The 24927-nt window shown below is 67.1% G+C and carries 30 protein-coding genes; 15 read left to right on the forward strand and 15 right to left on the reverse strand.

The window, feature by feature from the left end; genetic code table 11:
* Positions 1 to 20 precede the first annotated feature (20 nt).
* The 5 genes from ACN5W5_RS16220 to ACN5W5_RS16240 all read left to right on the forward strand — a co-directional run bounded on the left by ACN5W5_RS16220 (position 21) and on the right by ACN5W5_RS16240 (position 4273).
* Positions 21 to 1310 (forward strand): solute carrier family 23 protein, encoded by a 1290-nt coding sequence (locus ACN5W5_RS16220; RefSeq protein WP_420049522.1) that lies wholly within the window; start codon positions 21 to 23, stop codon positions 1308 to 1310.
* Between the two features lie 178 nt (positions 1311 to 1488).
* Entirely contained in the window at positions 1489 to 2067 is a 579-nt protein-coding gene (locus tag ACN5W5_RS16225) for a DJ-1/PfpI family protein (RefSeq protein ID WP_420049523.1), read from the forward strand.
* Between the two features lie 68 nt (positions 2068 to 2135).
* Positions 2136 to 2537, forward strand: a complete 402-nt coding sequence (locus tag ACN5W5_RS16230) for a ribbon-helix-helix domain-containing protein (protein WP_420049524.1) — start codon at positions 2136 to 2138, stop codon at positions 2535 to 2537.
* 96 nt (positions 2538 to 2633) lie between these two features.
* Positions 2634 to 3056, forward strand: coding sequence for a hotdog fold thioesterase (locus tag ACN5W5_RS16235; RefSeq protein ID WP_420049525.1), 423 nt, complete (start codon positions 2634 to 2636; stop codon positions 3054 to 3056).
* Between the two features lie 89 nt (positions 3057 to 3145).
* Positions 3146 to 4273 carry a PilT/PilU family type 4a pilus ATPase gene (locus tag ACN5W5_RS16240; protein WP_420049526.1) on the forward strand — a complete coding sequence of 376 codons (1128 nt, stop codon included), beginning with the start codon at positions 3146 to 3148 and terminating at the stop codon, positions 4271 to 4273.
* A gap of 27 nt (positions 4274 to 4300) precedes the next feature.
* Here ACN5W5_RS16240 and ACN5W5_RS16245 read toward each other — a convergent pair whose 3' ends face one another.
* Together ACN5W5_RS16245 and ACN5W5_RS16250 are read right to left on the reverse strand one after the other, a co-directional pair.
* Positions 4301 to 4675 (reverse strand): hypothetical protein, encoded by a 375-nt coding sequence (locus ACN5W5_RS16245; protein ID WP_420049527.1) that lies wholly within the window; start codon positions 4673 to 4675, stop codon positions 4301 to 4303.
* On the reverse strand, positions 4672 to 5238 hold the full coding sequence (locus ACN5W5_RS16250) for a cob(I)yrinic acid a,c-diamide adenosyltransferase (protein WP_420049528.1): 567 nt from the start codon (positions 5236 to 5238) through the stop codon (positions 4672 to 4674). Before ACN5W5_RS16250 ends, ACN5W5_RS16245 begins: the two co-directional genes overlap by 4 nt.
* Positions 5239 to 5453: 215 nt before the next feature.
* On the opposite strand from ACN5W5_RS16250, the gene ACN5W5_RS16255 reads away from it, so the two are divergent.
* The 4 genes from ACN5W5_RS16255 (at position 5454) to ACN5W5_RS16270 (ending at position 8926) form a co-directional block, all read left to right on the forward strand.
* Positions 5454 to 5759 carry an EF-hand domain-containing protein gene (locus ACN5W5_RS16255; RefSeq protein WP_420049529.1) on the forward strand — a complete coding sequence of 102 codons (306 nt, stop codon included), beginning with the start codon at positions 5454 to 5456 and terminating at the stop codon, positions 5757 to 5759.
* Positions 5760 to 5866: 107 nt separating this feature from the next.
* Positions 5867 to 7291 carry an FAD-binding oxidoreductase gene (locus ACN5W5_RS16260; RefSeq protein ID WP_420049530.1) on the forward strand — a complete coding sequence of 475 codons (1425 nt, stop codon included), beginning with the start codon at positions 5867 to 5869 and terminating at the stop codon, positions 7289 to 7291.
* Positions 7292 to 7453: 162 nt separating this feature from the next.
* Positions 7454 to 8029: a tetratricopeptide repeat protein gene (locus tag ACN5W5_RS16265; RefSeq protein WP_420049531.1), complete on the forward strand. Its 576-nt coding sequence runs from the start codon at positions 7454 to 7456 to the stop codon at positions 8027 to 8029.
* Positions 8030 to 8086: 57 nt separating this feature from the next.
* Positions 8087 to 8926 carry a hypothetical protein gene (locus ACN5W5_RS16270; RefSeq protein ID WP_420049532.1) on the forward strand — a complete coding sequence of 280 codons (840 nt, stop codon included), beginning with the start codon at positions 8087 to 8089 and terminating at the stop codon, positions 8924 to 8926.
* Positions 8927 to 9221: 295 nt separating this feature from the next.
* Here ACN5W5_RS16270 and ACN5W5_RS16275 read toward each other — a convergent pair whose 3' ends face one another.
* From ACN5W5_RS16275 to mnmG, 7 genes are all read right to left on the reverse strand, one after another.
* Positions 9222 to 10145 carry a ParB/RepB/Spo0J family partition protein gene (locus ACN5W5_RS16275; RefSeq protein WP_420049533.1) on the reverse strand — a complete coding sequence of 308 codons (924 nt, stop codon included), beginning with the start codon at positions 10143 to 10145 and terminating at the stop codon, positions 9222 to 9224.
* Positions 10146 to 10192: 47 nt separating this feature from the next.
* Positions 10193 to 10627, reverse strand: a complete 435-nt coding sequence (locus ACN5W5_RS16280; RefSeq protein WP_420049534.1) for a hypothetical protein — start codon at positions 10625 to 10627, stop codon at positions 10193 to 10195.
* Between the two features lie 74 nt (positions 10628 to 10701).
* On the reverse strand, positions 10702 to 11253 hold the full coding sequence (locus ACN5W5_RS16285; RefSeq protein WP_420049535.1) for an RBBP9/YdeN family alpha/beta hydrolase: 552 nt from the start codon (positions 11251 to 11253) through the stop codon (positions 10702 to 10704).
* A 17-nt stretch (positions 11254 to 11270) separates the two neighbouring features.
* Entirely contained in the window at positions 11271 to 12041 is a 771-nt protein-coding gene (locus ACN5W5_RS16290; RefSeq protein ID WP_420049536.1) for a ParA family protein, read from the reverse strand.
* 15 nt (positions 12042 to 12056) lie between these two features.
* Positions 12057 to 12671: a LysE family transporter gene (locus ACN5W5_RS16295; RefSeq protein WP_420049537.1), complete on the reverse strand. Its 615-nt coding sequence runs from the start codon at positions 12669 to 12671 to the stop codon at positions 12057 to 12059.
* A gap of 389 nt (positions 12672 to 13060) precedes the next feature.
* On the reverse strand, positions 13061 to 13714 hold the full coding sequence (rsmG, locus tag ACN5W5_RS16300; RefSeq protein WP_420049538.1) for a 16S rRNA (guanine(527)-N(7))-methyltransferase RsmG: 654 nt from the start codon (positions 13712 to 13714) through the stop codon (positions 13061 to 13063).
* Entirely contained in the window at positions 13711 to 15681 is a 1971-nt protein-coding gene (gene mnmG / locus ACN5W5_RS16305) for a tRNA uridine-5-carboxymethylaminomethyl(34) synthesis enzyme MnmG (RefSeq protein ID WP_420049539.1), read from the reverse strand. Before mnmG ends, rsmG begins: the two co-directional genes overlap by 4 nt.
* 143 nt (positions 15682 to 15824) lie before the next feature.
* Here mnmG and ACN5W5_RS16310 point away from each other — a divergent pair, with 143 nt between their 5' ends.
* Genes ACN5W5_RS16310 through ACN5W5_RS16320 form a run of 3 tightly spaced genes read left to right on the forward strand, consistent with a single transcriptional unit; the run spans position 15825 to position 17033 of the window.
* Positions 15825 to 16130: a TfoX/Sxy family protein gene (locus tag ACN5W5_RS16310; RefSeq protein WP_420049540.1), complete on the forward strand. Its 306-nt coding sequence runs from the start codon at positions 15825 to 15827 to the stop codon at positions 16128 to 16130.
* A 49-nt stretch (positions 16131 to 16179) separates the two neighbouring features.
* Positions 16180 to 16770 carry an NADPH-dependent FMN reductase gene (locus ACN5W5_RS16315; protein ID WP_420049541.1) on the forward strand — a complete coding sequence of 197 codons (591 nt, stop codon included), beginning with the start codon at positions 16180 to 16182 and terminating at the stop codon, positions 16768 to 16770.
* Positions 16767 to 17033: a YkgJ family cysteine cluster protein gene (locus tag ACN5W5_RS16320; RefSeq protein WP_420049542.1), complete on the forward strand. Its 267-nt coding sequence runs from the start codon at positions 16767 to 16769 to the stop codon at positions 17031 to 17033. Before ACN5W5_RS16315 ends, ACN5W5_RS16320 begins: the two co-directional genes overlap by 4 nt.
* Here the strand turns inward: ACN5W5_RS16320 and ACN5W5_RS16325 are convergent.
* The 4 genes from ACN5W5_RS16325 to ACN5W5_RS16340 all read right to left on the reverse strand — a co-directional run bounded on the left by ACN5W5_RS16325 (position 17008) and on the right by ACN5W5_RS16340 (position 19916).
* Positions 17008 to 17907 carry an alpha/beta fold hydrolase gene (locus ACN5W5_RS16325; protein ID WP_420049543.1) on the reverse strand — a complete coding sequence of 300 codons (900 nt, stop codon included), beginning with the start codon at positions 17905 to 17907 and terminating at the stop codon, positions 17008 to 17010. The two genes, ACN5W5_RS16320 and ACN5W5_RS16325, sit on opposite strands and share 26 nt — an antisense overlap.
* Positions 17908 to 18103: 196 nt before the next feature.
* Positions 18104 to 18670 carry a YceI family protein gene (locus ACN5W5_RS16330; protein WP_420049544.1) on the reverse strand — a complete coding sequence of 189 codons (567 nt, stop codon included), beginning with the start codon at positions 18668 to 18670 and terminating at the stop codon, positions 18104 to 18106.
* A 72-nt stretch (positions 18671 to 18742) separates the two neighbouring features.
* Entirely contained in the window at positions 18743 to 19312 is a 570-nt protein-coding gene (locus tag ACN5W5_RS16335) for a YceI family protein (RefSeq protein ID WP_420049545.1), read from the reverse strand.
* 46 nt (positions 19313 to 19358) lie between these two features.
* Positions 19359 to 19916: a cytochrome b gene (locus tag ACN5W5_RS16340; protein ID WP_420049546.1), complete on the reverse strand. Its 558-nt coding sequence runs from the start codon at positions 19914 to 19916 to the stop codon at positions 19359 to 19361.
* Between the two features lie 131 nt (positions 19917 to 20047).
* Here ACN5W5_RS16340 and ACN5W5_RS16345 point away from each other — a divergent pair, with 131 nt between their 5' ends.
* From ACN5W5_RS16345 to ACN5W5_RS16355, 3 genes are all read left to right on the forward strand, one after another.
* Entirely contained in the window at positions 20048 to 20701 is a 654-nt protein-coding gene (locus ACN5W5_RS16345) for a Crp/Fnr family transcriptional regulator (RefSeq protein WP_420049547.1), read from the forward strand.
* A gap of 145 nt (positions 20702 to 20846) precedes the next feature.
* A complete protein-coding gene (locus ACN5W5_RS16350; protein WP_420049548.1) occupies positions 20847 to 21038 on the forward strand; it encodes a YgaP family membrane protein in 192 nt (63 codons plus the stop codon).
* Positions 21039 to 21269: 231 nt separating this feature from the next.
* Positions 21270 to 22043 carry a class II aldolase/adducin family protein gene (locus ACN5W5_RS16355; RefSeq protein ID WP_420049549.1) on the forward strand — a complete coding sequence of 258 codons (774 nt, stop codon included), beginning with the start codon at positions 21270 to 21272 and terminating at the stop codon, positions 22041 to 22043.
* A gap of 227 nt (positions 22044 to 22270) precedes the next feature.
* Here the strand turns inward: ACN5W5_RS16355 and ACN5W5_RS16360 are convergent, their stop codons facing one another.
* Both ACN5W5_RS16360 and gabT read right to left on the reverse strand, forming a co-directional pair.
* A complete protein-coding gene (locus ACN5W5_RS16360; protein WP_420049550.1) occupies positions 22271 to 23608 on the reverse strand; it encodes a type III glutamate--ammonia ligase in 1338 nt (445 codons plus the stop codon).
* Positions 23605 to 24903, reverse strand: coding sequence for a 4-aminobutyrate--2-oxoglutarate transaminase (gene gabT, locus ACN5W5_RS16365; protein ID WP_420049551.1), 1299 nt, complete (start codon positions 24901 to 24903; stop codon positions 23605 to 23607). The genes ACN5W5_RS16360 and gabT overlap by 4 nt, the downstream gene beginning before the upstream one ends.
* Positions 24904 to 24927: the final 24 nt, after the last annotated feature.

The raw sequence follows: 24927 nt of genomic DNA on the forward strand, positions 1-24927 counted from the left end.
AACCACAACAAGGAGTTTTCATGGGCATGTTCCACTGGAGCGAAAAATCATCGGCCACGCTGGCCGGCGGCGGCGTCATCGGCCCCGACGAGCGCCTGCCCTGGCCACAGACGGCTGTCATGGGCGTGCAGCACCTGATCGCCATGTTCGGCGCCACCGTGCTCGCGCCCATCCTGATGGGCTTCGACCCCAACGTCGCCATTCTCATGAGCGGCATCGGCACGCTGATCTTCTTCGTCATGACCGGCGGCAAGGTGCCGAGCTACCTGGGGTCGAGCTTCGCCTTCATCGGCGTGGTGATCGCGGCCAGCGGTTACGCCGGCCCGGGGCCCAACGCCAACATCGGCGTGGCGCTCGGTGGCATCGTCGCCTGCGGCATCGTCTACACGCTGATCGGCGCGCTGGTGCAGGCCATCGGAACCGGCTGGATCGAGCGCCTGATGCCCCCGGTGGTCACCGGCTCGGTGGTGGCGGTGATCGGCCTGAACCTGGCCGGCATCCCGATCAAGAACATGGCGCCCACCGGCTTTGACGCCTGGATGCAGGGCGTGACCTTCGTCTGCGTGGCGCTGGTGGCGGTGTTCAGCAGCGGCATGCTGCAGCGCCTGCTGATCCTCATGGGCCTGATCATCGCCAGCGTCATCTACGCCGTGCTCACCAACGGCCTGGGCCTGGGCAAACCGCTGGACCTGAGCGGCATCGCCAGCGCCGCCTGGTTCGGCCTGCCCAATTTCAGCGCGCCGGTCTTCAGCGGCAACGCCATGCTGCTGATCGCGCCGGTGGCCATCATCCTGGTGGCCGAGAACCTGGGCCACATCAAGGCCGTGACCGCCATGACCGGCAAGAACCTGGACCGCTACATGGGCCGCGCCTTCATGGGCGACGGCGTGGCCACCATCGTGGCCGGCAGCGCGGGCGGCACCGGCGTGACCACCTACGCCGAAAACATCGGCGTCATGGCCGCGACCAAGATCTACTCCACCGCCATCTTCTTCGTGGCCGGCTGCATGGCCATCCTGCTGGGTTTCAGCCCCAAGTTCGGCGCGCTGATCCAGGCCATTCCGCTGGCCGTGATGGGCGGCGTGTCCATCGTGGTGTTCGGCCTGATCGCCATCGCCGGTGCCAAGATCTGGGTCGACAACAAGGTCGACTTCTCGGACAACAGGAACCTGCTCGTGGCCGCCATCACCCTGGTGCTGGGCACCGGCGACTACACGCTGCGCTTCGGCGAGTTCGCGCTCGGCGGCATCGGTACCGCGACCTTCGGCGCGATCGGGCTGTGGGCCCTGCTGGGACGCCGCCCTGGCTGAAGGCCTGGCACCGCTTCAAGGCCTGTCTGCCCGCCAAGGCGACAGGCCTTTTTTTCGCCTGTCCGCTGGCGACCGGCCTCAGGGCAAACCCCCATCCGTGCAGCAACGGGCTGTTACCCCGGCCGCCAGCCACCCGCCAACAATCGAAGCCCGATCCCCGTTTTCCTAGGAGACTGCCATGGGCAAGAAGCTGTTGATGATCTGCGGTGACTACTGCGAAGACTACGAAACCATGGTGCCGTTCCAGGCGCTGCAGGCGGTGGGACACACCGTGCACGCCGTGGCACCGGACAAGAAGGCCGGCGACTTCATCCACACGGCCATCCACGATTTCGAAGGCGCGCAGACCTACAGCGAGAAGCCGGGTCACCGCTTCACGCTCAACGCCAGCTTCGCCGACGTGAAACCCGAGCAGTACGACGGCCTGGTGATCCCCGGCGGCCGGGGCCCGGAGTACCTGCGCATGCACGCCAGCGTGATGGCGCTGGTCAAGCACTTCACCTCGACCGGCAAACCCGTGGCCGCCGTCTGCCACGGCGCGCAGCTGCTGGCGGCCACCGGCGACATCAAGGGCCGCACCATCTCGGCCTACCCGGCCTGCCAGGTCGAGGTCGAGCTGGCCGGTGCCACCTACGCCCAGATCGCGGTCGACCAGGCGGTGACCGACGGCCCCTTCGTCACCGCACCCGCCTGGCCGGCCCACCCGGCCTGGATCGCCCAGTTCCTGGAAGTGCTGGGCACGAAGATCAGCCACTGAGCGCGGAGCGGGCGGACAATGCCCCGCACCAACGCGGCCGATCCGCCCACCGGCCCAGGAGACCTGCCATGTGTGAAATCTTCATCAGTGCCAACCCCGACAGCTACGCCAGCCGCACCCGCTCGGTGCGGCTGCACGGCGTGGTCACCAGCATCCGGCTGGAGAACCTCTACTGGGACGTGCTCGAAGAGATCGGGCTGCGCGACGGCATGTCGGTGGTGCAGCTGATCGAGAAGCTGTACGACGAACTGGTCGATGCGCGGGGCGAGGTCGGCAACTTCGCGTCCTTCCTGCGGGTCAGCGCGCTGCGCTACATGGCGCTGCAGGCCCACGACCGCATCCCCATGGACAACGCGGTGCCGATCCGCTCGCTCGACGCACGCGCCGTGCTGCATGCGCTTCCCTCGCACTGGGCGCTGCCGATGCCCGCGGCGTCCGGCACGGTGGTGGCGCTGCGGCGCAAGGGCTGAGGGGCGGGCATCGGCGACACCCGGTGCGGTGCATGCGGGCGGTGGACCGCTACAGTGTGGCGGACCTTCCTCCAACCAGCCACCTGTTCAGCCACCATGTCCCTCTGGAAAAAACCCATCTCCGTCGAAGAACTCACCACCATCCATGTGGGCACCGCCGTGCAACACCTGGGCATCGAGTTTCTGGAAGTCGGCGACGATTTCATCCGCGCACGCGTCCCGGTGGACACGCGCACCCAACAGCCCTACGGCCTGCTGCACGGCGGCGTGAGCGTGGTGCTGGCCGAGACACTGGGCTCGTGTGGCGCGGCCTACAGCTGCCCCGAAGGCCACCGCGCCGTGGGGCTGGACATCAACGCCAACCACCTCAAGGGCGCGACCAGTGGCTGGGTCACCGGCATCACGCGGCCGGTGCACATCGGCCGCACCACCCAGGTCTGGCAGATCGACCTCTCGAACGACGCGGGCGAGCTGACCTGCGTCTCGCGCATCACCATGGCGGTTCTGGCGCCTCGCTGATCCTCACTGCGCCAGAGCGCAACCGCTTCATGCCCAGCTGACGGTTAGCCGATATAGTGATCAATCTCGCACTTCCGTCACGGCCCGCCATGGACTCCGCCCTGCCCTCGAACGACGACGATCTCGGCCACTACCTGTCGCTGATGGTCTCGCATGGCGCGTCGGACCTCTTTCTCTCCAGTGGCAGTTCGGCCGCGCTCAAGGTGCAGGGCGTGGTACGGCGTTTATCGGAAACGCCGCTGGACCCGTCGCGCACGCAGCGCCTGGCCTATTCGGTGATGCGCGAATCGCAGATCCGCGGCTTTGAAGCCACGCTCGAATGCGACCTGGCCATCGCCCTGCCCGGCCTGGGACGCTTCCGCGTCAACGTCTACCGCCAGCGCGGCGACGTGGCCGTGGTGGTGCGCCACATCAACGCCAAGATCCCCTCACTGGACGGGCTGAAGCTGCCGCCGGTGCTGAAAAAACTGGCCCAGCTCAAACGCGGCCTGGTGCTGGTGGTGGGCGCAGCGGGCTCGGGCAAGTCGACCACGCTGGCGGCCATGCTGGACCACCGCAACCGCAACCTGAGCGGGCACATCCTCACCGTCGAAGACCCGATGGAGTTCGAGCACAGCCATGGCCTGTCCATCGTGGACCAGCGCGAGGTGGGCCTGGACACCCAGTCGTTCGACGAGGCCCTGCGCCACGCCATGCGCGAAGCGCCCGACGTGATCATGATCGGCGAGATCCGCGACCGCGACACCATGCAGCACGCCATGGCCTACGCAGAAACCGGCCACCTGTGCGTCTCGACACTGCACGCCAACAACGCCAACCAGGCGATCCAGCGCATCCTGAACTTCTTCCCCGAGACCGCGCACAAACAGATCCTGATGGACCTGTCGCTCAACCTCAAGGGCGTGGTGGGCCAGCGGCTGATCCGCGGTGTGGCCGACAAGCTGGTGCCGGCGGTGGAAGTGATGCTGCTCTCGCCCTACATCGCCGATCTGATCCAGAAGGGCCAGACCGACGACATCAAGGAAACCATGTCCAAGAGCACGGAGCTCGGCATGGCCACGTTCGACCAGTCGCTTTACGAGCTCTACGAGCGCGGCGAACTCACGGCCGAACAGGCGGTGGACAACGCCGACTCGCGCACCGACCTCTCGCTGCGCATCCGGTTGCACCACGGGCAGCGGCCGCAGACCGGCGGTCTGCACATCGCCCAAAGCTGATGGGGGCCACCGGCCCGCGCCCGGCGTTCAGCCGGGGGACACGGCGCCCGCCGCGGGCATGGGCCGTCCACGTTCGCAGCGGCCGTTCGCACTGGCCAGGCCACGGAAATCGCTGGTCCAGGTCTGGGCAGCGGTGTCGATCTGGATGCGCTCGTTGTCCAGCGCGGTGAGGATCACCGTGCCACGAACCGCGAAGGTGTACACCGGCACGCCGTCGATCAGCACCGAGCGCACGCGTTTCTGGTCATAGGCGATGGCGACCGTGCGCGTCCAGACAGAGCGGGCCGGCAGGTAGGCGGCCTCGCACACCAGCACCACCTGGCTCGTTGCCGGCGGGGTCTGGCTGTGGGCGGCCGCACTGAACGCGAGCGCGAGCGCCAAGGCCCACCGCGCCATGTTCATTCGGCGCCACCCTGCGCCATGCGTTCGCTCTTCCAGTAGACGTCGTCACCGCCGTTCATGCGGTTGAGCACGCGCGCGAGCACGAACATCAGGTCCGAGAGGCGGTTGAGGTACTGGCGCGGGGCCTCCTTGATCGCTTCTTCATTGCCCAGCGCCACCACGACACGCTCGGCGCGGCGCGCCACGGTGCGGCACACGTGCGCCTGTGCCGCGGCGCGCGTGCCCGCGGGCAGGATGAATTCCTGCAGGCGCGGCAGCTGTCCGTTGTAGGTCGCCAGCGCTTCGTCGAGCGCGAGCACGGCCTCGGGCTTGAGCAGCTCGAAACCCGGGATGGACAGCTCGCCGCCCAGGTTGAACAGCTGGTGCTGGATCTCCACCAGCAGCGTGCGCAAGTCGGGCGCCATGTCTTCGCACAGCAGCACGCCGATGTGCGAGTTGAGTTCGTCCACATCGCCCATGGCGTGAACGCGCAGGCTGTTCTTGGAGACGCGGGTGTTGTCGCCGAGGCCGGTGGTGCCGGCGTCGCCGGTGCGGGTGGCGATCTGGGTGAGGCGGTTGCCCATGACGGATTCCTTGGTGGCCGCTGTGCGGGGAACCTCGCATTGTGCGGGAATCGGCGCCCGTTACACCGGGCAGGGAAATGTGTCTGCGGCAAGCGGAATGTCATGCAGGCAACAGCCGGCAAAACCATTGGCGTTGCTCGGTGTGCTGCTATGAAATAGCAGAACCCCGCGCTTCAGGGCACGGGGTACTGTTCAATCTCAAGGAGTCAAGAACCATGTCTGATCGACAACACCACACCTTGTTCGAAGTCCGCAGCGTCCTGCTGTTCGCCACCCTGACCATGGGCTCGACCAGCGCCCTGATGGCGCAAAGCACCGCCCTGCCCGAGATGGCCTCCAGCGACCAGGCCATCAGCGCCGCCTTCGCCAGGGCCGACAAAAACGCCGACAAGGCCCTGAGCGCCGAAGAGGCGAAGACCTTGCCCGCGGTGTCGCAGCAGTTCACCAAGATCGACGCCAACCGGGACGGCGCCATTTCGCTGGCGGAGTTCACGGCAGCCATGAAGGATCCCAAGTCCTGATCGACTGAACCCAGCGTGGGTCCGACAGGGGCATTGCGCAGCGCTTCTCCCTGCGGGGGGCTGGCAGTAAACTGGGTCGTTTCGCTCAGCCCAGTTTGGAGACTGCCATGAACGCCCCCGCCCAACTCGCCCATCTGGTGCCCGACATCCAGCAGCGCCCCGTGCCTGCGGAACTGTTGGCGACGCTGCAATCCCGTTTTTCCAGCCAGTGCTCCACCGCCATGGCGGTGCGCGAACAACACGGCCGCGACGAGTCGGTGTACGACGTGCCGCCGCCCGCTGCGGTGGTGTTTGCGCAGAACACGCAGGACGTGGCCGATGCGGTGAAGCTCGCCGCGTCGCACAAGGTCCCTGTGATCCCGTTCGGTGTCGGCTCCTCGCTCGAAGGTCACCTGCTCGCGGTGCAGGGCGGCATCAGCATCGACGTGAGCCGCATGGACCAGGTCTTGTCGATCAACGCCGAAGACCTGACCGTGACGGTGCAGCCCGGCGTGACGCGCAAGGCCGTGAACGAGGCGGTGAAAAGCGAAGGCCTGTTCTTCCCCATCGACCCCGGCGCTGACGCCTCCATCGGCGGCATGGCGGCCACCCGCGCCAGCGGCACCAACGCCGTGCGCTACGGCACCATGCGCGAGAACGTGCTGGCGCTCGAAGTGGTCACGGCCAGTGGCGAAGTCATCCGCACCGGCACGCGCGCCAAGAAGAGCAGCGCCGGCTACGACCTCACGCGCCTGATGGTGGGCAGCGAAGGCACGCTGGGCGTGATCACCGAAGTGACGCTCAAGCTCTACCCGCTGCCCGAAGCGATCTCGGCCGCGACCTGCTCCTTCCCCACCATCGAAGCCGCGGTGCGCACGGTCATTCAGGTGATCCAGCTCGGCGTGCCGATCGCGCGCTGCGAGCTGATCGACGCCAACACCGTGCGCATGGTCAACACGCACAGCAAACTCGGCCTGCGCGAAGAACACATGCTGCTGATGGAGTTCCACGGCTCGCCCGCGAGCGTGAAGGAACAGGCCGAGACGGTGCAGGAAATCGCCACCGACTTCGGCGGCAACGCCTTCCAGTGGGCGACCACGCCCGAAGAGCGCACGCGCCTGTGGACCGCGCGGCACAACGCCTACTTCGCCGCGATCCAGAGCAAGCCGGGCTGCCGCGCCATCAGCACCGACACCTGCGTGCCCATCAGCCGCCTGGCCGACTGCCTGCTCGACTCGGTGGCCGAGGCCGACGCCAGCGGCATCCCCTACTTCCTGGTCGGCCACGTGGGCGACGGCAACTTCCACTTCGGCTACCTGATCGACCCGGCCATCCCCGAGGAACGCGAGCGCGCCGAAGGGTTGAACAACCAGCTGGTGGCCCGGGCGTTGCGGCTTGAAGGCACCTGCACCGGCGAACACGGCGTGGGCCTGCACAAGATGGACTTCCTGCTCACCGAGGCCGGCGCGGGCGCCGTCGACATGATGCGCAGCATCAAGCGCGCACTCGACCCGGACAACATCCTGAACCCCGGCAAGATCTTCGCGCTCTGACGGGGCTTCACGTGAACCGTGCGTCGGGCGCTGGGCCTTGGGCATTCCCCCATGCAGGGGAAAAAAACGCTGAACGCCTGCGCACCGTGGCCCTCAGAGCCGGGTCCGGCGCCCAGGGAAGATGTAAACTTTAGGGCTCATTATTTCTGGAGGAGGTGTTTCATGCACAGGCTGCTGCTCCCCTTGCTGCTGGCGTCGTCCGCCGTGTTTGCGCAAGACGCCGTGCCCACCGTCCGCATCTGCGACAGCAGCGGTTGTTCCGACCGCCCACGTGACAGCGCCACTTTCCAGCCCGAGGCGACCGACCCGGTGGCCGAGCAGCGCCTGCTGCAGCTGACCGAGGTGGCGCGCGACGACCCACGCGCCGCCTACGACCTGGGCCTGCGCTATTTCCGCGGTGACGGCGTGCGTCAGGACAGCTACCAGGCGCTGAAATGGATGCGCGACGCGGGTGAACGCGGCGTGGTCCCGGCGCAGCTGGCGCTGGGCCGCTTCTACCTCATGGGCCTGGAAGAAATGGGCCCCGATCCCGCCGAAGCCGAGACCTGGCTGTCCATGGCGGCCGCCAAGGGCAACAAGGAAGCACGGAGGCTGCTGCCCCAGGCCCAGGCCGCGAAGAAGGACGAAAATAGCGCCTACGAATGGCGCGAAGCCAACCGCAAAACCTGGTACAGCGGGTGGTATGGTGCCTACCCTTATTACTGGTACTGGGGATCGAACGGCTGGAAAAACCGCTGAATGCACCCAAGAGTGCTTTTTTGATCGCTTTTTTATACGTCAACAGAGAGTCCATCCATGAGCAAAACCACCTCTTCCCTCCGCTGGGCCGCCCTGGCCGCCTCCCTCGCACTGGCCGGTTGTGTCACACCGGGCGGCGGCATCGTGTCCACCGGTGGCAGCCCCACCGCCGCCACGGGTTCGGCCGGCGGCAGCACCAGCGTCAACGCCAACAGCGGCCTGCAGCGCTGCGATTCGCCGCTGGGCACGCTGGCCGTGGACGACGGACGCGGCAAGGAGTGGTACGCCAGCTTCGGACGCGAAACCCAGGTCACGACCATCGAGCCGCTGATACGCCTGGCGGTGCAGCAGTCGAACTGCTTCGTCATCACCTCGATCGGCAACAACCGCACCGAAAGCAAGATTTCGGCGATCACCGACAAGCAGCGCAACTCGGGTGAGTTCCGCGCCGGCTCCAACCAGCAAAAGGGCCAGCGCGTTGCCGCCGACTACTACCTGGAACCCGCCGTGATCATCGACAACGAGTCCACCGGCCAGATCGCCGGCGCTCTCGGCGGTCTGCTGGGCAGTCGCAACCGCAACCTGGGTGTGCTGGCCGGTTCGCTGGAAAGCAAGGCCTCCGTGGTCACCATGACCCTGCTGGACATCCGCTCGGGCGTGCAGATCGCCATCTCCGAAGGCAACGCCACCGCCACCAACTACGGTGCGGCCCTTGGCGCCTTCGGCCCCAGCGCCGGCGGTGCCCTCGGCGGCTTCTCACGCACCCCGGCCGGCAAAGCCACCGTGGCCGCATTCACCGACGCCTACAACAACATGGTGATTTCGCTGCGCAACTACAAGGCGCAGGAAGTCAAGGGCGGCCTGGGCCGCGGTGGTCAGCTCAAGGTGGGCAATTAAGGTCCCCCTGCGCCGCTGCACGGCGTCCCCCCGGGGGGACGATGCCCTTGGGCCGGCGGAGCCGGACCTTCGGCATCTGCTGAGGGGCTTCCCCTCATTCGAACTGGGCCTCCTTCGGGAGGCCTTTTCTATTGGGTGTGCGCTTTGAACTGAATCGGGTCTGCGCTTCTCGGCCCGATGACAGGCAGCGCAACCGGCGCGCCAGCACCCCAAACCCAGAGGCGCCGAAGATCCGGCTCTGCCGGTCAAAGGGCGCCGTCCCCCTTTGGGGGAAGCCGCGCAGCGGCGCAGGGGGTCACTTCCTGAGCTTATCGATCAGCCCGTTGAGCTCGTCCAGCGAACCGAACTGGATCGCCAGCTCGCCCTGCTCTTCCACACGGCCATGGCGCTTCACGCGCTTTTTCACCCGCACCTCCACCTCGGCGGTCAACAGGTCCGACAGCTCTTCCTCGACGCGTTTGATGTCGCGCGACTTCTCTTTTTTCAGCTTCTGCGGCGCCAGCTCGAACTCGGCGCTGAGTTTCTTCACCAGGCTCTCGGCTTCGCGCACCGACATCTTTTTCGCGGCGATCTGGTTGCCGGCCGTGATCTGGGTGGCCTTGTCCAGCGTCAGCAGCGCACGCGCATGGCCCATGTCCAGGTCGCCCGCCATCAGCATGGTCTGCACCGGCTCGGCCAGCTGCAACAGGCGCAGCAGGTTGCTGGCTGCGCTGCGCGAGCGGCCCACCGCCTGGGCCGCCTGTTCGTGAGTGAGCCCAAACTCCTTCACCAGGCGTTGTAAACCCTGGGCTTCTTCCAGCGGATTCAGGTCTTCGCGCTGGATGTTTTCGATCAGCGCCATGGCGGCGGCCGATTCGTTGGGTACATCGCGCACCAGCACCGGCACGCTGTCCAGACCCGCCAGCCGGGAAGCACGGAAGCGCCGCTCGCCAGCGATGATTTCGTACTTGCCGGCGTTCGGGCCGTCGGCGAGCTTGCGCACCAGGATCGGCTGCATGATGCCCTGCGCCTTGATCGACTCGGCCAGCTCGTAGAGCGCGCCCTCGTCCATGCGGGTGCGCGGCTGGTAGACACCCGGCACCAGCTCGGTCAGCGGCAGGCTGCTCGGCGTCTGGTTGCGCGCGTTGTCCTGCGCGTCGGGCGAAGCGGCTTCCGCCACTTTGGGGCCCAGCAGGGCTTCGAGTCCGCGGCCGAGGCCCTTGGGTTTCTTGGTGACCATGGTCTGGTTCCTTCTTTCTGTTTGTTCTTGAAATGACTTCCGACAGGTCAGCGACGCGGCGTCGGGCTGCTGGTCAGGCGCTCGCCCAGCCAGCCTCGCTGCAACCAGAACAGCACCGCGAACCCCGCCAGGACCCACCACCAGTGGGCAGTTTCAAAACCCGCCTGGTCGGCACGCACCGGCAGGCGCGTGGCCTCCACGAGGACGGCGATTTCGACCGCTGACAACAGGCCCACCGCGGGCGTCAGCCATACTGGCGCAGGCGGCGAGTCTGCAACGACCTCTTGACGGGTCTGACGCAACCTCTGCCGCAAGCGCACAAAACGCAGACAACAGCCCAGCCCGAACAGGGCGACCAGCACGGCCAGGTACAGCTTGCCGGTCAGGGCAGCGAGCGGCACGCCCACCGCCGAGGCCAAGGTGCCCGCGGCCTCGACCACCAGGAGCACTCGGCCCTGAACCGAGGCCTTCGTGCGGGCCATCCATCCCAGGTTCTGGTTCTGCCCGGCTCCGGCCACAGCGGGCGGCGGACTGCTTCCCGAACTGCGCAGCAGCCTCATTGAGGACCTTGTAAAGGAGCCAGGTCACGCAGCAAGCTCAACCCTTCCGGCCAGTCGCCCAGCCCCGATTCGGCGTTGATGTGACCGCGCTCGCCATAGTCGATGAAGCGCGAGCCCCAGCTGTCGGCCTGGCCCTGCGCGCGCTCGAAGCGGCAATACGGGTCGTTGCGGCTGCCCACCAGGATGCTGGGGAACGGCAGGCGCTGGCGAACGATGGGTGACCAGCTGGGCAGCACCCCGCGCAGTTCCTCGCGCTCGGCATCACCGGGTGCGACCAGCAGCGCGCCCTGCACTTGGCCGGTGCTGCGCGAGACCTGCGCCCAGGCGGCGGTCAGAATACAGCCGAGGCTGTGGGCCACCAGCACCACCGGTCCGTCACTGCCAAGGATGACGTCTTCCAGCCGCGCGATCCAGTCACCGCGGCGCGGGGTCATCCAGTCGTGCTGGTCCACGCGGCGGTAGCCGTGGAGGGCTTCCCAGCGGCTTTGCCAGTGGTCCGGCCCGCTGTTCTGCCAGCCGGGCAGGATGAGCACGTTGTGGGGTTTCACGTGAAACAGCCCGCCGCTCACATCTTGTCGATGCGCGCCACCATTTCGGTGGCGAAGGTCACAAAGGCCTGGCTGCCCTTGGCCCCCGGATCGAACACCACGCCCGGCAGGCCGTAGCTGGGTGCTTCGGCCAGGCGCACGTTGCGCGGGATCACGGTGTCGAACACCTTGTCGCCAAAGTGCGCCTTGAGCTGGTCGCTCACCTGCATCTGCAGCGTGATGCGCGGGTCGAACATGACGCGCAACAGGCCGATGATCTGCAGGTCCTTGTTGAGGTTGGCGTGTACCTGCTTGATGGTGTTGACCAGATCGGTCAGTCCTTCCAGGGCGAAGTATTCGCACTGCATGGGCACGATCACGCCGTGCGCCGAGCACAGGCCGTTGAGCGTGAGCATGGACAGGCTGGGCGGGCAGTCGATCAGCACGAAATCGTAGTCGGCATCGACCGCAGCCAGCGCGGTCTTGAGGCGTTTTTCCCGCCGCTCCACGTCCACCAGCTCCACCTCGGCCCCGGCCAGCTCCCGGTTGGCACCGAGCACGTGGTAACCGCACTTCTCCGAAAAGAGGGCGGCCTCCTGGACGGTGGCCGACTCCAGCAGCACGTCGTAGACCGAGAGTTCCATGCTGCGCTTGTCCACGCCCGAGCCCATGGTGGCGTTGCCCTGCGGGTCGAGGTCGACCATGAGCACCCGCTGCCCCACCTTGGCCAGGCCGGCGGCGAGGTTGACGGTGGTGGTGGTCTTGCCGACACCGCCCTTCTGGTTGGCCACACAAAAGATCTTCGCCATCTGGTGTCCCGGTGTTTATTTGGAGATGGCCAGCTTGATGCCGAAGCCGATGAGGAAAATGCCCGCGAGCTTTTCCAGCGTGCGGGCGATGACCGGGTTGGCGCGCATGCGCTCGGCCAAGAAGTGCGTGAGCAACACGGCAGTCAGCCCATAGAGGAAGGTCAGCACCGCGACGGTGGCGGCCATGGCACCGAAGGTGATGAGGCCCTGGTGCTTCGCGGGATCCACGAACAGCGGGAAGAAGGCCATGTAGAAGACGATGGCCTTGGGGTTGAGCAGGGTGATGGTGAGCGCCTGCTGGAAGAAGTGGTGTGGCTTGATGTTGAGCACGGGTTTGTTGCCAGGCTTGGCGGTGAGCATCTTCCAGCCCAGCCAGGCGAGGTAGGCAGCGCCCAGCCACTGCACCGCGGTGAAGGCCGCCGGGTAGGCGGCGAGCAGGGCCGCCACCCCGGCCACGGCCATCCACATGAGCACCTGGTCGCCCGCGATCACGCCGAGGGTGGCGGCCAGTCCGCCACGCACGCCCCCCTTGCTGGTCGAGGTGATCAGCGCGAGGTTGCCCGGGCCTGGAATGGCCAGAAACAGGACGATGGCGGCCACAAACGCGCCGTAATCAGCGATGCCGAACATGTGAAAACCCCGGGAGTTGAGGGGCTGAGTTTACGTGACTGCCCTGCTCTTCTTCTTGGTGTCTTTGCTTGCGTTGCGTTTTGCGCTCGCGGCGTGTTCGCAGAGGCGGTTGGTCCGGGTGGGATTGCTCCGGCCCACCCAAACCAACCACCTCCAGTGACAGAAGGGTTATCCAAGAGGAGTCCACGTCGCCACTCAGAGGTCGGTGGTGGCGTGCGCGGGCGCAGGCACCCATTCGCGGTGGCCACAAAAGGATGAGCGCCAGCCCAGTGTTGACGCAAACCCAGTCGAGCGCCACAAGCAGCTCCCCGCGAGCGTGGGCCGGAGAACGCGCATGACGCCACCGGCCTGCGCGAGGTTTCTGCAAGAGATGGGGGGACGGAGGAGACTCAGACCGGGAAGGAAGGACGAAGCCAGACGATGCAACGCTCCGCATCCAACCCCGGCACCACCAACTGTTCCACGTGAAACACCACCACCGAGGCGGGCAACGCAGCGATCTCGTCCGCCGGGTGTTTGCCCTTCATCGCCATCCACACCGCGCCCGGCTTCAAGGCCGACGAAGACCAGGTCGTGAAATCCACCAATGATGCAAAGGCCCGCGAGCAGACCACGTCAAAGCCCCCGCCCTCTTCCGCCTTGAGCGATTCCACCCGCGCATGCACGCCGCGCAGGTTCGGCAACTTCAGCGCGGCCGCTGCCTGCTGGATGAAGGCAGCCTTTTTGCCCACCGCGTCCACACAGCTCACCTGTATCTGCGGACAGGTGATGGCGATCACCACACCCGGCAACCCGCCACCCGAGCCAACGTCCAGCAGCTTGATCGGCTGGCCACCGGTCTGGCGCAGCAACGGGCCGATGGCCGCCAGGCTGTCCAGCAGGTGGTGCGTCATCATCTCGGCGGGGTCTCGCACGGCGGTCAGGTTGTAGACCTTGTTCCACTTCTGCAGCAGCGCCAGATAGTCCAGCAGCAGGCTCACCTGTTCGTCGCTCAGTTGCAGGCCCAGAGCGCGAAGACCAGAAGTCAGCACATCCCGGCTCATGCCTCAGCGCCTTCCACCGCCACGGTGGCAAAACCCTTGAAGCCGCCCTTCTTCAGGTGGATCAGCAGCAGCGAGATGCTGGCCGGCGTGATGCCCGAGATGCGCGAGGCCTGCCCCAGGGTTTCGGGCCGGTGCTTGGCCAGTTTCTGCCGCGCCTCGAACGAGAGCGCCGCCACCTGCAGGTAATCCAGATCGGCGGGCAGCCTCAGGCCCTCGTAGTGCGATGCCCGTTCCACCTCGTTCTTCTGGCGGTCGATGTAGCCCGAGTACTTGGCGGCGATCTCCACCTGTTCCACCACAGGCTCCAGCAAGTCCCCCAGCGTTTCACGTGAAACATCGGGGCTCACATACTTGCCAGCCTCCATGCCCACCAGATCGGCGTAGCCCACGGCCGGGCGGCGCAACAGGTCGAACAGGTTGTGCTCGTGTTCAATCGCCTTGCCCAGCACGCGTTCGCTTTCGGTCGCTGGCAGGTTGCGCGGGTTCACCCAGGTCGACTTCAGGCGCTCGGTTTCCCGCGCCACCGCGTCGCGTTTGCGGCTGAAGGCGTTCCAGCGCGCGTCATCCACCAGCCCGAGTTGGCGCCCGGCTTCGGTCAGGCGCATGTCGGCGTTGTCTTCGCGCAGCTGCAGGCGGAACTCGGCGCGGCTGGTGAACATGCGGTAGGGCTCGGTCACGCCCTGGGTCACCAGGTCGTCTACCAGCACACCCAGGTAGGCCTCGTCGCGGCGCGGCAGCCAGGCGTCTTTGCCCTGGCACTGCAGCGCGGCATTGAGCCCGGCGAACAGGCCCTGGGCCGCGGCCTCTTCGTAGCCGGTGGTGCCGTTGATCTGGCCGGCGAAGAACAGGCCGGCGATCTGCCGGGTTTCAAAACTGTTCTTGAGCGAGCGCGGGTCGAAGTAGTCGTATTCGATGGCGTAGCCCGGGCGCAGGATGTGGGCGTTTTCCAGCCCAGGCATGCTGCGCACCAGCGCGTACTGGATGTCGAACGGCAGGCTGGTCGAGATGCCGTTGGGGTAGACCTCGTGCGTGGTCAGGCCCTCGGGCTCCAGGAAGATCTGGTGGCTGTCCTTATCGGCGAAGCGGTTGATCTTGTCTTCCACGCTCGGGCAGTAACGCGGCCCAACGCCCTCGATCTTGCCGGTGAACATGGGGCTGCGGTCGAAGCCGGAGCGGATGATCTCGTGTGTGCGCAGGTTGGTGTGCGTGATCCAGCACGGCACCTGTTTCGGGTGCGGCACCGATTGCCCCATGAAGCTGAACACCGGCACCGGCTGGTCGGCGTTCATGCCACCGGGCACGCCGTCGCCGGGCTGTTCCTGGCACTTGGAATAGTCGATGCTGCGACCATCCAGGCGCGGCGGGGTGCCGGTTTTCAGGCGTGCCTGCGGCAGCTTGAGTTCCTTGAGCCGGGCCGACAGGCTGATCGCCGGCGGGTCGCCCGCGCGGCCAGCGGCGTAGTTGTTCAGGCCGACGTGGATCTTGCCGTCGAGGAAAGTGCCGGCCGTCAGCACCACGGTGCGGCTGCGGAATTTGATGCCCACCTGCGTGACGGCGCCCACCACCCGGTCGCCCTCCACCATCAGGTCGTCCACCGCCTGCTGGAACAGCCACAGGTTCGGCTGGTTCTCCAGCATGCGGCGGATCGCGGCCTTGTACAGAATGCGGTCGGCCTGGGCGCGGGTGGCGCGAACCGCCGGCCCCTTGGAGCTGTTGAGGATGCGAAACTGGATGCCACCCTCGTCCGTGGCCAGCGCCATCGCCCCGCCCAGTGCGTCCACCTCTTTCACCAGATGGCCCTTGCCGATGCCGCCGATGCTGGGGTTGCAGCTCATCTGCCCCAGCGTCTCGATGTTGTGCGTGAGCAGCAGCGTGGCGCAGCCCATGCGCGCGGCGGCGAGCGCGGCCTCGGTGCCGGCGTGGCCACCGCCGACGACGATGACATCAAATTCTTGTGGGTACAACATGGTGAAAGCTCCAGGGCACGGCGGCTGGCGCGCTGCCCGACAATGCGGATGCGGTGTGTTTCACGTGAAACACCCGCCGCCCGGCCGGCGTCTGGCTCGGGCAACCCGCAATTGTCCCATCAATGCCCCTTCGCCGCCCACCCGTGCCCAGCACCACCCCACGCGCAACCGGCGAACCGGCGCTGGCCGCCCTGCCCGGCCTCGGCCCGAAGTCGCAGGCCATGCTGGCAGCGGCCGGCATTCCCGATCTGGCCACGCTGCGGCGGCTGGGATCGGTGGCCGCCTACGCCCGGGTGAAGCGCAGCGACCCACGCGCCAGCCTCAACCTGCTCTGGGGGCTCGAAGCGGCGCTCACCGGCCTGCCCTGGCAGACCGTGGCACGCGAGCACCGCACCAGCCTGCTGCTGGCGCTGGACACATTCAACGATCCGAAGTCCCCAAGTCCATAAGGTTGGCGGTGCCAGCCTCACAATCAAAGGCCACCACACCAAGGCCCGCATGACCGCACCCCTTCCCCTCCTCGTTTTCGCCGGCAGCAGCCGTGCCCAGTCCTGGAACCGCAAGCTGGCCAGGGTCGCGGCCGACACCGCCCGCGCCGCCGGCGCCCAGGTCACCCACCTCGAACTGGCCGACTTCGATCTGCCGCTCTACAACGGCGACCTGGAAGCACGCGGCTTCCCGCGCGATGCGATCCGCCTGAAGGAAATCTTCCTCGCCCACCCGGCCTGGCTGGTGGTTTCGCCCGAATACAACGGCAGCTACACCGGCCTGCTGAAGAACACCATCGACTGGGCCTCGCGCCCGGTCGCCGGCGACCCGCTGTGGGCGAACGGCGGCAAGCCCTTCGCCAGCAAGGTGGTGGGCATGCTCTCGGCGTCCCCTGGTGCACTCGGTGGACTGCGCAGCCTGAGCCACCTGGCACCGTTGCTGATGAACCTGCAGTGCTGGGTCTCGCCCAAACAATTCGCGCTATCCAGGGCGGCCGAGGCCTTCGATGCGGAAGGCGGCCTCACCACCGACGCCAGCCGCGCCGGTGTGCAGGCGGTGGTCGACCAGGTGCTCTGGGCCGCTGGCAAATTCCAGGCATGAACTGCCGCCCAGGCTGCGCCGCCTGCTGCATCGCGCCGTCCATCAGCAGCCCGATGCCGGGCCTGCCCAACGGCAAGCCCGCGGGCGTGCCCTGCCCGCATCTGGACGAAGCCCTGCGCTGCCGCCTGTTCGGCCAGCCCGAGCGACCCGCGGTGTGCGGCTCGCTGCCACCCAGCGCCGAGATGTGTGGCAACTCACGCGAGCAAGCGATGCATTTTTTAGTGCAACTGGAACAGGCTACCCAACCTGCGGTGCGCCCATGAACGCCGCTACCTGAGCGCCGACCGGAGCGGCCAGGGCCTCCGGCAGCAGGTGACCCATGTCAAGCACGGTCAACCCTGCGCCAGGGATGAGGCGCGCAAGCGCCTGCCCGTGCGGCAAGGGCAGACACGGATCTTCGGCGCCGTGCAGCACCAGGGTGGGCACCGTGAGGGAAGGCAACCAGTCGGTCCGCGGTGGTGCGAGATCCACGGCCAGGCCATGGCGCATCGCGGCCAGTGGCTGGTGGCCAGACGCCAGCGCCGCCCGCACCTGGGCCCGCACCATGTCGGCCGGAAACGGATGGGAACCCGCATGAAAGGCGCTCCAGCCGCGCACCGCCACGTCGTCCGGCGCGCCGTTGCGTTCGGCCGCCATGCGCTGCAAGGCCTGCAGAAAAGCAGGTGTCGGCCCCGGCAGGCCCACGGGGGGCGCTGCCCGCCCCAGCGTGGCGGCCATGTAGGGCCGGTGGTCGGGCGATGTCGCCAGCAGCACCAGATGGCTCACCCGATCCGGGTGTTCGTGGGCCAGGCACTGCGCGATGTAACCGCCCATGGACCAACCCACCACCGCCACACGAGGCAGCGCCCAGGCATCCAGCACCCGCAACGCATCGCCCACCAGATCGCCCAGCGCATACGGCGGTGCGGTCGATGGCATGACGAAGGAGCGACCGGTGTCGCGGTGGTCGTAGCGCAGCACTCGGCAGCCCGCACGCACCAACGCCCCCACAAACGCCGGCGGCCAGAACAGGCCGGGGTTCATCGCGCCCATCACCAGCAGCACCGGGGGGCCGTCCGCCGGGCCACAGGCCTCGCTCCAGAGTTCACCCAGCCCCGGCACCGCTACAGGCCGCCCCACCCAGTTGATTGTGTCCATGGAACCTTTGTACCCCGCGCACGCCAGGACTTCCACCCCCGGAACAACAAAGGCCCGCACAAGCGGGCCTTTGGGAACAAGCGAACGACTCCGGAGCGCGTGCATTCATCCAGCACACGCCGAGGATCCGGCTTTGCCGGTCCAAGGGCGTGGTCCCCCCTTCCAGGGGGGAAGCCGCGAAGCGGCGCAGGGGGGTTTACTGTTTCACGCCTTCGACCTGAACCACCAGGCGCACGTTCTTCGGGAAGCCCCAGTCCACGCCGTAGTTCACGCCAAAGGCGGTGCGGTCGATGGTGGCCTCGAAGTCGCCGCCGCAGACTTCGCGCTTGAGCATGGGGCTCTCGTAGCAGGCGAACTGGTTGGCCTTGAGCGTCACGGGCTGGGTCTTGCCCAGCAGCGTCAGGTTGCCGTCGACCGCGCTGACCTTGTCACCGCTGAACTGGAACTTGGTCGACACGAAGCGGGCCTTGGGGTACTTGGTGGCGTCCAGAAGGTCGGCGCTCTGCAGGTGCTTGTCGAAGTTCGGCGTGCCCGTGTTGACCGAAGCCACATCGAAAGACACATCCACCGAGCCGGTCTTGGCGGCCTTGTCGAAGCTGATCTGGCCTTCCTTCTTGTCGAAGCGGCCGCGGTTCACGCTGGCGCCGAAGTGGCCGATTTCGAAGCTGGCAAACGTGTGCGTCGGGTCGATCGCGTAGTCAGCGGCGAAGGCACCGGTGGACAGGGTGGCGGCCGCGGCCAGCAAGGTCAGGGATTTGCGCATGGTGTGTGTGACTCCAGTTAAAAGATCAAAGGTATCGAAGAACAACGAACAGGGGAAAATCAAAACGGCCGGTCAGAGCTTGCCCAAGCCCGTGAGCGCCAGCTTGAACTTGACTTGCACCTCGTCGGCGACCGTCGAGGTGTCGGCCCATTCTTTCTCGCCAATGCGGAAAGACAGGCGCTTGATCGGAAAGGTGCCGGTGGCCGTGGTGGTGGCGCCGCTCTGGGCCAGCGTGACGGGCACGACCACGTCGCTGCTCACGCCCTTGATGCTCAGCTTGCCGGCGACTTCGAATTTGTTGGCGTCGATGCGCTTGATCGCGCTGGACTGGAACGTGGCCTTGGGAAAGGCCGCCACGTTGAACCACAAGGGTTTGACGAGCTCCGAGTTGGCTTCACGGCTGATGTCGGCGCTGCCGGTGTCGACCGTGAAGGCGATCTTGCTGGTGGCCAGCTTGGCCGGGTCGAACGCCACCTGGGCACTGAAAGCCTTGAACTTGCCCTCCACCGGCACGCCCATCTGGCGGCTTACAAACAAGACCTCGCTCTGCGCCGGCACGAGCTGCTGCTGGGCCTGGGCGGCCAGGGGCAACAGGCTGGTCAGGGCCAGGGCGAACGCAACAGGTTTCAGGCGGAAGGTCATGTCGGCAACTTTCGGAACAGGAAAAAGGGCGGGGAGGCGAGCGCGCTCAGCGGCCGGCCAGGGCCATGCGGCGCAGCAGGCCGTCGCGGTCCACAAAGTGGTGTTTCAGTGCGCCGGCCACGTGCAGCAGCACCAGCGCGGCCATGGCCAGGGCCGAGAACTTGTGCAGCGGCTTGAGCACGTCGGCCAGGCCTTCGCTCACCGGCACAAAGTCCGGCAGCGGCAGCACGCCAAACAGCACCAGAGGGAAGCCAGCGGCCGAGCTGTAAGCCCAACCCAGCAAGGGCACCGCGAAAAACAGCGCGTACAGACCGGCGTGCGTGGCATGGTGGGCCAGTCGCTGCCAGGCCGGCATGGTCGCCTCGACGGCCACCGGCAAGGCAGGCGGACGGGCCATAAGGCGAGTCAGAAGGCGAACCAGGGAGAAAGTGAGCACTAGCACACCAGCCCACTTGTGCCAGCTGTAGTACTGGAGGCGGGCGGGCGAAAACGGCAGGTCGGCCATGTACAGGCCGAGGGCAAAGTTGCCGATCAGGGCCAGGCCCAGCAGCCAGTGCAGGGCCACGGCCACGGGGTGGTATCGGGTGACGGTCGGTTCGGACATGCCGGGAGTTTAGGCAGCCGGCGCCGCGCCCTGTGTGAAACGGCTTGAAGCCTGACTTCAAAAAATTTGAATGAACTCCGTCAGCCAATTCGAATCACGCACCGGCGCAGTGCCGCTCCTACAATGCGCCCATGCCCGACACCGATGCCCAGACCCTGCTGACGCTCTACCCCGCCATGGGCTCGCTCAAGGCGCTGTTGCCGCGCCTGCAGACGATCCAGGTGCCGGCGGGCACAGCGCTGTTCCGGGAACTCGAAACCTGCCAGGGCTTCCCCATGGTGCTCAGTGGCGAGGTGCGCGTCTCGCGCAGCGCCGCCAACGGCCGGGAGCTGGAACTCTACCGCGTGCTGCCCGGCGAAATGTGCCTGGTCTCGTCCGCCAGCCTGTTTGCCGGCCAGCCGCTCACGGCGCATGGCGTGACCGCCTGCGAAACCACGCTCACCCTGCTCTCGCCGCCCGACTTCCAGCTCGCCCTGACCGACAGCGACTTCCGCTCTTTTGTGCTCGGCCTGTTCGCCTCGCGCATGGCCGACCTCACCGCCCTGATCGAGGCCATCGCCTTCCAGCGCCTCGACAGCCGGCTCGCCAGCACCCTGCTCGGCCACGGTCAGCAGGTGCGCGCCACCCACCAGGCGCTCGCCGACGAGCTGGGCACGGTGCGCGAAATCATCACACGCCTGCTGCACCGCTTCGAGCGCGACGGACTGGTCGAACTCTCGCGCGAGTGCATCACCATCCGCGACAGCACCGCCTTGCGCGCCATCGCGGCCATGTCGGCGAAGTGAGCCGCCGCGGCGCCGCTCGCGCTTTGTGACACAGGTCACATACCCCGCCCCGACGTTTCGATTCAATACGCTCCACGTTCCGCCACCGGGCGAACCCCCTTGGGTTCATGGCAGCGGCTCAACCACCGTTAACAGGAGTATTCACATGACCAAGAACGTCGGCGGCATCGACCGCATCCTTCGCATCCTCGTGGGCGTCGCCCTCATCGCCGCCGCCGCCATGGGCAGCATCGGCGTCTGGGGCTACATCGGCGTGGTGCCGCTGCTGACCGGCCTGATGGGCTGGTGCCCGCCCTACGCGCTGCTGGGCTTCAACACCTGCAGCATGAAGAAGTAACCTTCACCCCCCCCCCCGCGCCGCCTGCGGCATCGCCCCCCCGGGGGGCGATGCGAGTGGCCCGGCAAAGCCGGTTCCACCGCATCCTGGGCTTTGCGGCAGGCGCTCCGGCTGGGTCGCTTGTCCCCTTCTGCATCTCCGGTTTGTCCGACCTGCGACAGCCCGCATCGCCTCTCCGCGCGACCATGTCGCCCACAGCCGCGCATCCTGACGCGGCGCAGGAGACACGACATGCTCAACATCCCCTCGCTCAAAGAATCCGTCAGCGCCGAAGAGTGGGCGCTGCGCTGCGACCTCGCGGCCTGCTACCGGCTGGTAGCCGCTTACGGCTGGAGCGATCTGGTCTTCACCCACATCAGCGCCAAGCTGCCCGACAGCGTCACCGGCGGTGAACACCAGTTCCTCATCAATCCCTACGGCCTGATGTTCGACGAGATCACGGCGAGCAGCCTGGTCAAGGTCGACATGGCCTGCAACAAGCTTCTCGACTCGCCCTTCCCGGTCAACCCCGCGGGCTTCGTGATCCACAGCGCGGTGCACGAGGCGCGGCCCGAAGTGCAGTGCGTGCTGCACACCCACACGCGCGCCGGCGTGGGCGTGAGCGCGCAGAAGGCCGGCATCCTGCCCATCAGCCAGCAGAGCACCTTTGTGCTGGCCTCGCTGGCCTACCACGACTACGAAGGCGTGGCCTTCCGCCCCGACGAAAAGCCGCGCCTGCAGGCCGACCTGGGTCGGGCGAACTTCCTCATGCTGCGCAACCACGGCCTGCTCACCGTGGGCAGCAGTATCGCCGACGCCTTCCTGTCGATGTACACCTTCGAGAACACCTGCCGCATCCAGATCGACGCGCTGGCCGGAGGCGGTGAACTCACGCAGGTGGATCCGCGCATCCTCGCCGGCATGGCGGAGGTGATGAAGATCGCAACCGCCGGCCAGGGCGCACAGCTCGCCTGGCCGGCGCTGCTGCGCAAGGTCGAGCGGCTGGACCCGGGCTACAAGAACTGAAGTGAAGCAGCCCACCCCCGTTGCTTGCCCGCTGCGCGTGGCCGCATCCCCCCTCAAGGGGGCGACACCAGCCATCCGGCAAAGCCGGCCTGGCGGTGCCCCACGGCTGGACTGTTTCGTGCGTCGCGGATCACGCTCCGGCGTGGCGTGGCAAACGACGGGGATTCGCCATCAAAGCGAGCGCTTCGTTGCATCAACCTGTTCTGCGCTCGACCGCAAGACACGCATCACACGTACCGCTGCAGCTCCCATTCGCTCACCTGCTGCGCATAGGCGTCCCACTCGGCGCACTTGAGCGCAAGGAACTGTTCGCAGAAAGCCTCACCGAGGTCGTCACGCAGGATGGCGGCGCTGCGCAGCGCCGCCAGGGCGTCGTGCAGGTCGCGCGGCAGGCGCGGCGGCATGGGCTGGCCGCTGGCCTGGCGCTGGTAGAGGTCTTCGTCGCAGGCGTCGGGCGCGGGCAGTTCGCGATCGATGCCGTCCAGCCCGGCGGCCAGCGTGGCCGCGAGCGCGGCGTACACATTGCACGACGGGTCGGGCAGGCGCCACTCGATGCGGCCGGCCACGGTGCGCACGAGGCAGGTGCGGTTGTTGTCGCCCACCGTTTTCCACACCGGCGACCAGGTCGTGCCCGAGGCGCTGGCGCTGCTGGCCAGGCGCTTGTAGCTGTTGACCGTGGGCGCGCAGAGCGCGGCCAGCGCGTCGGCGTGGTGGATCAGGCCGGCGGCGAACTGGTGGCCCACCGTGCTCAACCCAAGCGCGCCCGCCGGGTCGGCCATCACGGCCCGGCCCTGTGCGTCCTTCAGGCTGATGTGGAAATGCAGGCCGCTGCCCGGCGCGCCCGCCAGCGGCTTGGGCATGCAGCTGAAGGTGGCGCCGTGCTGCTGCGCCACCGCGTGCGCGGTGAGTTTGAAGAGCTGGTAGCGGTCGGCGGCGGCCAGGGCCTCGTCGTGCCGGTAGTTGATCTCGTACTGGCCGATGGCGTCTTCATGGTCCATCTGCTGCAACTCAAAACCCAGCGCCGTGAGGTGGCGGCGCATGTCGTCGAGGAAGCCGAAGTTGCGCTGGATCGCCTTCAGGTCGTAGGACGGTTTGTCGAGATGGTCTTGCGCATCGGCCACACCCCAGCGGCCCTGCGGGTCCTGCTTCATCAGGAAGAACTCGGGCTCGATGCCCACATGAAACGTCCAGCCGCGTTCGCGCAGGCGGTTCAACTGGTGCTTGAGCAATTGCCGCGAGCAGGTGTCCAGCGGCTCACCACCGGCGAAGCCATCGCACACCGCGTGCGCGACGCCGGGCATGAACGGCAATGGCCGCAGCGACTCGGGCACCACACGACCGAAATACTCACCGCGCGCACCCATGCGCGGCAGGCCCGTGCCCCAGATGCTGGGGCCGGCGAAACCCGCACCCGTGGCCACCGCGTCGGGCAGCGCTTCGAGCGGCACCAGCTTGCCCTTCGGGCTGCCGTGCAGGTCGGTGAAGGTGGCGAGGATGGAATGGATGCCCTGCGCGCGCAAGGCGCCCATGCGCTCGGTCAGCGAGTGGTCGTCACCCAGGCTCAAGCCAGCACCTCGGCCATCGCCGCGTCGAGCACGCCCAGCGCTTCGGCGAACACGCTGTCTTCAATCGTCAGCGGGAACAGGTAGCGGATCACGTTGCCGTACACGCCGCAGGTCAGCAGCAGCAGGCCACGTTTCAGGGCCGCGGCCTGCACCTGCTTCGTGGTGTCGGCGTCGGGCGCGCCGGTGGCGGGATCGATGAACTCGCAGGCCACCATGGCACCCAGGCCGCGCACGTCGCCGATGCGCGGGTACTTTGCCTTCGCGCCGTTCAGGTGCACCACCAGCCGGTCACCCAGCAACTGGGCGCGCTCGGGCAGCTTCTCTTCGGCCATCACGTCCAGCACGGCGTGCGACGCGGCAATCGCCAGCGGGTTGCCCGCGTAAGTGCCGCCCAGGCCGCCCGGGGCCGGACCGTCCATGATGGCGGCCTTGCCGCTCACGGCCGACAGCGTGGTGCCGCCGGCCATGCTTTTTGCCATGGTCATCAGGTCGGGCGACACGCCGTAGTGCTCCATCGCGAACATCTTGCCGGTGCGCGCAAAACCGGTCTGCACCTCGTCGGCGATCAGCAAAATGCCGTGCTGGTCACACAGCTCGCGCAGCCACTTCACGGCGGCCGGCTGGATGGGGTTGAAACCGCCCTCGCCCTGCACCGGCTCGAACACGATGGCCGCCACGCGGCTGGGTTCGATGTCGCACTTGAACACCTGCTCCATCGCCTTCTTCGTGTCGTCCAGCGAGCTGCAGTGGCAGGGGAAGGGCACGTGGTAGATCTCGGGCGGGAACGGGCCGAAGCCGGCCTTGTAGGGCTGGACCTTGCCGGTCAGCGCCACCGAAAACATGCTGCGGCCGTGGAAGGCGCCGCCAAACGCGATCACGCCGCTGCGTCCGGTGGACGAGCGCGCGATCTTCACGGCGTTTTCAATGGCCTCTGCGCCGGTGGAGAAGAACGCGGTCTTGACCTGGCCCTCGATCGGCACGATGGCGTTGATGCGCTCGGCCAGCGCCACGTACTCGGCGTAGGGCACGACCTGGTAGCAGCTGTGCGTGAAGCGCTGCAGCTGCGCCGCGATCGCCGCCTGCACCTTGGGGTGCACGTGGCCGGTGTTGAGCACCGCGATGCCGCCCGCGAAATCGATGAAACGCCGGCCCTCGATGTCCCAGAACTCGGCGTTCTTGGCGCGGTCGATGAAGAAGTCACCCATCACGCCCACGCCGCGCGGCGTGGCGTCGAGCCGGCGCTGGTGCCAGGCGGCGTTGGTGTTGTCGGTCTTGAGGTCATTCATGGCGTTCATGGGGGTCTCCTAAGAAGCGCACCT

The organism is Hydrogenophaga sp. ZJX-1 (assembly GCF_048590325.1).
Lineage (GTDB): Bacteria > Pseudomonadota > Gammaproteobacteria > Burkholderiales > Burkholderiaceae_C > Hydrogenophaga.